Source organism: Rivularia sp. UHCC 0363 (genome assembly GCF_034931125.1).
In the GTDB taxonomy this organism is placed as follows: domain Bacteria; phylum Cyanobacteriota; class Cyanobacteriia; order Cyanobacteriales; family Nostocaceae; genus Rivularia.
Genome location: NZ_JAYGHM010000082.1, coordinates 7,397 through 14,453, shown reverse-complemented (window position 1 = coordinate 14,453; position 7,057 = coordinate 7,397). Strand labels below are relative to the sequence as shown.

Here is a 7,057-nt window from a genome sequence, read left to right as displayed (position 1 = left end):
AAACAATTTTAAAGATTGATGTACTGGAAATATAATTTATTAACTAGTTGACTCGTTCCCAGTCTCTGGCTGGGAACCCATTCTGGAAGGCTCTGCCGTCTTCTTTTTATACACTGGAGGCGGAGCCTCCTGTAAGGCATTCCCAGCCGGAGGCTGGGAACGAGAGAATAAGGCATTCCCAGCCGGAGGCTGGGAACGAGAGACGAGAGAACGAGAGAGAGGCTGGGAACGAGATCGGAGAGAGGATGGGAACGAGGAAACGGCATTTGAGAACGATTAAATTTTCTTCTGGACATGATTTAATATCAAATATGTCCCGGCATTAAATATACGGTTAAGCTGTTCGTTCGGTTCAATTACGATTAAAAAATTATAGAATATTTGTTTATGTAGTCCGTTTTTTTCATCTCTAATTGTAGCTTTATAAATATTTACGTGACAATCTTTTTCTGCTTGTTTAAATAGTTGATTATTTATATCTTGTTTAACTTCTGGAGAATGTTGATAATTTGGTTGAGATAATTGTATTAGTAGTTCGTGAAGTTGATCGGGTTTGATAACCGATGAATTATCTAATCTATTTGTATTAAGTTGTTTTAACTGCTTTTCTAATAAGTTGATTTTGTTTTCTAAGTTCTTAATATCTGTATCCTTTTCTATAGGTTTATAAATCTTAGCTCCACGATACTGAGTAAAAGTCGAATTTTTGATTAAGTCATCTCGACATTTTTCTGCAATAGTTTTCAGCGATAAATTGAAACACTTTTCTAATGCAACAATTAAATCTTGACTAACTTGTTTATGCTGCTTATTTTGGTCAATTAATATTTGAAGGGTTTGCCAACTTTTCTTCATCGAATCATAGGCTATATCTTCTAATAAGTCTTGCCAAACTAGTTTAAATAGCACGAATATAAAAGGTTCTGCCATGCAAGCACCTTCTGTATAATAATTGGGTACAAACTACAATTTATACGATAAAGATAGTTTATTCCTGCGTACTATTACTCTTATTTGTGGGATGAAGCATTTTAACTTGGGAAAGCAAGAAAATTGATTGCGACTTTTTGCTTTTCGTTCACTGACAGCGCAGTCGGTTGCTTATAATAATCCTGCTGGCAAATTCAATATGGTGCGGATGGTATGATTATCTATCAAACATCAATTACCATCTGGATAAGGCTCATAAATTGTTAATTGTCAACCGTTCGCATTGCCTAAATATGTAATTTACCGCAGCAAATAACTTATCTAAATCCTGAATTACATACAAGTTTTTATTTCTAGTAAAAACATCGAATTTAAGTTTACCGAATTGCCATATCTTACCATTAGAAACAATTCCAAAAACATCATTATCTAAGTCATTATTTAGTCGCTGCACCACGATCATTTCTGCTAAGCACTGTCCCCATCCTTCTTCAAACTTGTCTTGTTTAGCTTTAACTGTCAAGAAATGCGGTTTATCAAAAACGATAGTTGCTAAAAGATTTCTTTGAGTGACCGTATAATCCGGAATACCTGATAAATCTTCATCATAAATTAGCGCTTGATGACTCCACAAAGTTAACTGACTTCTATAAGGTTTCCAAACTTCTTTCAAAACCGGATAAATCAAATTCTCGCAAATAGCATCTTCAGAATTATCAACAACTCCGTCTGTAAATAACAAATCAAGTTCTTCTCGGAATGAATCTTTTACTGGGAAATCTACTTCCAGCATAAAATTTTCCTGCAAGTACTTAATTTGAAACTTTCTAATAACCGCGCTAATACTCTTATAATTGCTAAATGCCATAAATCAAACATCAATTATCAATTATCATCTGGATAAAGCTCATAAATTGTTAATTGTTAATTGATGAATGTCTCCCCAAAACTGCCATATCTTCCGCATCCAATTCTACAGGTATACCGCTGCGAATTAATTCGGCAAAATCTTCGTTGGGAACCATAATAGTTAACGTGTATAAACGTCCCGAACCTGTATTTTCGATCACATGAGTACCAGTAGGAGGAACTAGTAGACTATCTCCCGCTTTAATTGATACAGTTTTACCATCACAAGTTGCTTGACCTTCTCCTTTGAGAATAAAAAACATTTCTAAAGCGAACAAATGACGATTTGGGGGAGTTTTTCCACCCACATCGAAAATTTCTACACAACAGGTCAATGATGAATTGGCGATCGCCGGATCAAAAACAATCGCTAAACGGTTAGAATCGTTGGGGCTAATGCGATACGCTTGATAATCAGATGGAGATTTGACAACTGGAATTACGCAACTGTTAATCATTTTAGTAGTAGGGGGTAGTAGGGAGTTAGAAGTTTTTAATTATTTAATTACCCCATCACTTTTTACCGATTCCTTTAATAATCCTCTGTGAGTCTGTAACAAAACCAAATAATTGTTTCACGTTATAAAGTGTTGCTAACCAGCAGTATTCGGGGGAAGTTGTAGCTGTACAGTCTTCGATCAAAATACAGTCGTATCCTAAAAAATTAGCATCTTGTAAGGTACAAAGAACACATTGGTCGGCATTGACACCTGCAAAGAATAATGTTGTTTTACCCAAATTTCTTAAAATGCTGTCTAGGGGTGTGTCCCAGAAGCCGCTCATTCTAAATTTATCTACGTAAATATCGCCAGGTAATTGTTCTAATTCATCTACTATTGCTGCACCCCAGCTATCTTTTGTGAGAACTTTGGCATTGTTATGAGGTAAAGCATCTCCCAAACCGACACCGGAACCAGTAGGATTGTAAACATGGTGCAAACCAGCACTGATATTCAACAAATCGTTACGGTTTCCCCAATTGAGCCATATTACGGGTAAAGAGTGCGATCGCAATACGGTCAGTAAGCTTTGTAAAGGCTGAATCGGTTGACGTGCGGGTAATATATCTACTCCAATATGCGCTAACCAGCCGTCGGGATGGCAGAAATCATTTTGCATATCGATAACAATAATCGCGGATTTTGCCAAATCAAAGCGCACATTTTTGGTTTCTGTCGCTACAATAACGGGTTGTGGATCAACGGGAGAACGAGTAATGTCTGCGATAGTATCATTTACCATCCAAGCATTCGGCGCAACTCCCAAGGTTCTTAATGGTTTCATCATAAAAGTTAGGAGTTAGGAATTAGGAATTAGGAATTAGGAGTTAGGAGTTAGGAGTTAGGAGTTAGGAGTTAAGAGTTAGGAGTTAAGAGTTAGAAATTATTTAACCTTTGACCTTTAACCTTTGACCTTTGACCTTTAATCTTTGATCGATCCTTGTGGAAAATAGTACAAGCTACGGATTCTTCCGTAAAATCAATCCAAAATCCAAAATTCAAAATCTAAAATCTAAAATCGGTTGACCTTTAATTCTTTGTAATACTTAATTAAGGATAAAATCGTGAATTTTACAATTCAAAATGTTTTGATTCCAGTTGAAGACGATTACGCTACGGTGGATGTTCAAATTATAGATGGAAATATCGCGGCTATTTCCCCTAGTTTAGATATTATCGGCGAAGCAATTGATGGTACAAATAAGCTACTGTTAGCGGGATTCGTTAACGCTCACACTCACTCTTCGGAAATGTGGCAGCGGGGGATAATGTCAATTTATCCTTTAGAGTTATGGTTGGCAGAACTTTATGATTTTGCACCCCTGGATACAGAACAAGTTTATCTTAGCGCTTTGGGGACTGCGGTAGAAACTTTATTATCGGGTGGTACGAGTGTAGTTGACCATTTAGTCTTAATTCCGGGAAAGGAAATTGAAACCGTTACTGTTGCAGTTGAAGCTTATCGAAAAGTTGGTATTCGGGCAATTATCGCACCTTTGATTCAAGATCAATCTCTCACATCTGGGATACCTTCGGGTGAATCTGATATAACTCATGAGGATTATTTTCGCTCGACTCAAGCAACATTAGAAATAATGGAATCAGCGATCGAGCAGTTTCATAAACCGGATGAAGGGATTTATATAGCTTTAGCACCGACAGGAATTCAACTTTGCAGCGACGCTTTATTTAAAGGATGTATTGAGTTAAGCGATAAATATAATCTTTGTCGTCATTCCCATTTATTAGAAACCAAAGCTCAGGAAAAATTAGCTCAAGAAAAGTACGGCTGTACGGCTGTGGAACATTTACATAAAATTGGTTATTTGAATCATCGCACTTCTCTTGCTCATTGCGTTCATTTAACTGACAGCGACATTGATATTCTGGCACAAACTCAATCGACGGTGGTTCACAATCCCTTGAGTAATTTACGTTTGGGAAGTGGAATTGCGCCGATTTTAAAATATCGTCAAGCTGGGGTAAATGTATCTTTTGGTTGTGATGGTGCATCAAGTAACGATTCTCAAGATTTATTAGAAGCGATTAAAATTGGTTCGATTTTACATAACGTTACCGATTTAGACTATCAGCATTGGATTACACCCAGAGAATCAATAAAAATGGCATCTTTGGGTGGAGCAAAGGGACTGAATTTAGGAGAAGAAATTGGTTCTTTGACTGTGGGTAAAAAAGCCGATTTAGTTATGTACGATTTAACCAGTTTATCATTATTACCGCGTACCGATCCAGTAGGTTTATTAGTGTTGGGAAGACCCACAAATGTAGTAGATAGCGTTTGGGTGAATGGTAAGCAAATTGTCGGTGGTGGGAAAGTTAAAAATATAGACGTTGATAGCTTGCGGCAAGAGTTATTTAAACATAGTCAATGGCAAACCAAGCGTAAATCAAAAACTGTCAAAGAAATTGAAACCCATTATCGGGGAGTGATGGAATTGTAAATTAGTTAGCAGTTGATCGCGGCAAGTATGCCATTTTTGAGAGATAAATATATTGTGGGGACTGTATAGTTCCCCATTTACATAGTATTTTCACGGTGAATTGATAGTCTAGTATAAAATATACATATTACAAAATCTTTATTTTAATAGCTGTTTTTAATTGAATAAATTATAAATTTTCCCTTTAATACAAGGAATAGAGGATTTTTAACTCTCATATTCAAAATAAATTTTAGTTAAAGATAGTTGATACATAAATTATTTAAAGATAAAAATTATACAGTGAATAGGTGTAAGTCTAATTTCTCATTGGCTGGTTAAAATCCTGTTCCCTATTATATGGAAATCTTTTAACTAACTTAAATGAATCTGACTTTGATGGGGATGGTGTTGTAGATTCTCGTAATACGAGTACCAATACTTACGATGCAAATGGAAATCTTTTAACTAGCTTAAATGAATCTGACTTTGATGGGGATGGTGTTGTTTTTCGTAGTACGAGTACCAATACTTACGATGCAAATGGAAATCTTTTAACTAGCTTAAATGAATCCGACTTTGATGCGGATGGTGTTGTAGATTCTCGTAATACGAGTACCAATACTTTCGATGCAAATGGAAATCTTTTAACCAGCTTAAATGAATCCGACTTTGATGCGGATGGTGTTGTAGATTCTCGTAATACGAGTACCAATACTTACGATGAAGATGGAAATCTTTTGACCAGTTTAAATGAATTCGACCCTGATGGGGATTTTGTTACCCCTCTATTTCCAATCGATGAACCCAACGATACAATTCCTCAAGCAATTGCTACTGACTTGAGTTCCGCTAATCCAGGAAATTTCTTCCTATCTAATAGGATTGGTAATAATCCGAATGTGGCATCTACTGCTGACGTAGATATCTATGAGTTGCAACTTGATGCTGGCGATCGCGTTACTATCGACATCGATACACGTGAGTTTGGCTCAAGTTTAGATTCAATTCTACGATTGTTTGATTCTACTGGGAATGAAGTAGCTGTAAGTGATGATACTCCTGCTCCTGGAGAACCCTTTACCTTAGATTCTTTCATTGATTTCACTGCAACTGCAACTGACAACTATTATATTGGCGTTAGTGGCTTTGCAAACTTCGGCTACAATCCCTTTACTGAAGGTAGTGGTTCTGGCTCCGGTACTGGTACATACGATATTGATATTAATATTGCCGTAGAAACGATTGGAGATGAAGCGATTTTAGGAACAGACAATAGCGAATCTCTTTTCGGCGATGTCGGTGATGATACTATCTTCGGTAAAGGAGGCAATGACCAAATCTTCGGCAGCGAGGGTATGAATACTTTATACGGTGGTGCTGGAGATGACACCATGTACGGTGGTTCTCAAGCTGACACTATGTATGGTGGCTCCGGTAATGACGCTATTTTCGCTGCTGAAGGGGAAAATATTGTATTCGGTGGTCTTGGAGATGACACCATGTATGGTGGTTCTCAAGCTGATGAGATGTATGGTGGCTTTGGCAATGACCTGATTTTCGCTGCTGAAGGCGATAATATCGTATTTGGCGGTGTTGGTGATGACACTATTTACACTGGCTCTGGTAACGATAAAATTGATGGTGGCTTTGGTAACGATATTATTTGGCTCGGCGGCGGTCAAGATATAATTTTCCTAGAAGCAGGTAAGGGAATCGATACGATAAACAACTTCCAGTTAGGTCAAACCACTTTTGATATTTCTGGTAATACCAGTGAACTCTCAATTGTTGATGGTGCTAATGGTGCTGAAATTTCTCAGTTTGGAGAGCTTTTAGCAGTTGTCAGTTGGAAATCAGCCAGCACGTTCATCGATAATATCGATACTATATTTGTTTAACATTGATGGGTTTTACGTGCCGACTTTAGTCCTCGCATCAAAGGGCTGAAGCCGACACGTAGAACCTTTTTTACTCATCAGAATTAATGATTTGAAGTACTACTAATGGTCTAAATCATTAGTTATGAAGGGTAGAGGTAGTGCGAGCGTCCCGCTCGCTGGTTGTAACGAGCGCGTTAGCCATCAAATTTAATGCAAAGGACTATTAGTGGTCCGCCACATTAATTCTGCGGTCTAAGAAATTCGTAGTGCGAGCGTCTCGCTCGCTCGTTACAAATAGCGAGCTAAAAGTGCGAACCGGAAAGCTCGCTCGTTACAAATAGCGAGCTAAAAGTGCGAACCGGAAAGCTCGCTCGTTACAAATAGCGAGCTAAAA

The 7,057-nt window shown here is 37.6% G+C and carries 6 protein-coding genes; 2 read left to right on the top strand and 4 right to left on the bottom strand.

Features of this window, described 5'->3' with window-relative positions; genetic code table 11:
- Positions 1-276: 276 nt before the first annotated feature.
- From VB797_RS30450 to VB797_RS30435, 4 genes are all read right to left on the bottom strand, one after another.
- Positions 277-930 (bottom strand): hypothetical protein, encoded by a 654-nt coding sequence (locus tag VB797_RS30450; protein WP_323241515.1) that lies wholly within the window; start codon positions 928-930, stop codon positions 277-279.
- 253 nt (positions 931-1,183) lie between these two features.
- Complete coding sequence (locus tag VB797_RS30445; protein ID WP_323241514.1) at positions 1,184-1,798, bottom strand: hypothetical protein; 615 nt, start codon at positions 1,796-1,798, stop codon at positions 1,184-1,186.
- A gap of 49 nt (positions 1,799-1,847) precedes the next feature.
- Positions 1,848-2,297, bottom strand: a complete 450-nt coding sequence (locus VB797_RS30440; protein WP_323241513.1) for a cupin domain-containing protein — start codon at positions 2,295-2,297, stop codon at positions 1,848-1,850.
- Positions 2,298-2,352: 55 nt separating this feature from the next.
- Positions 2,353-3,126 (bottom strand): isochorismatase family cysteine hydrolase, encoded by a 774-nt coding sequence (locus tag VB797_RS30435; RefSeq protein ID WP_323241512.1) that lies wholly within the window; start codon positions 3,124-3,126, stop codon positions 2,353-2,355.
- 277 nt (positions 3,127-3,403) lie between these two features.
- Here VB797_RS30435 and VB797_RS30430 point away from each other — a divergent pair, with 277 nt between their 5' ends.
- Together VB797_RS30430 and VB797_RS30425 are read left to right on the top strand one after the other, a co-directional pair.
- Positions 3,404-4,801, top strand: a complete 1,398-nt coding sequence (locus VB797_RS30430; RefSeq protein WP_323241511.1) for an amidohydrolase — start codon at positions 3,404-3,406, stop codon at positions 4,799-4,801.
- A gap of 719 nt (positions 4,802-5,520) precedes the next feature.
- A complete protein-coding gene (locus VB797_RS30425) occupies positions 5,521-6,681 on the top strand; it encodes a calcium-binding protein (protein WP_323241510.1) in 1,161 nt (386 codons plus the stop codon).
- Positions 6,682-7,057: the final 376 nt, after the last annotated feature.

Coding starts and splice junctions, on each gene's coding strand:
- VB797_RS30450 (WP_323241515.1), bottom strand. CDS start 930: ATGGCAGAACCTTTTATATTCGTGCTATTTAAACTAGTTTGGCAAGAC.
- VB797_RS30440 (WP_323241513.1), bottom strand. CDS start 2,297: ATGATTAACAGTTGCGTAATTCCAGTTGTCAAATCTCCATCTGATTAT.
- VB797_RS30435 (WP_323241512.1), bottom strand. CDS start 3,126: ATGATGAAACCATTAAGAACCTTGGGAGTTGCGCCGAATGCTTGGATG.
- VB797_RS30445 (WP_323241514.1), bottom strand. CDS start 1,798: ATGGCATTTAGCAATTATAAGAGTATTAGCGCGGTTATTAGAAAGTTT.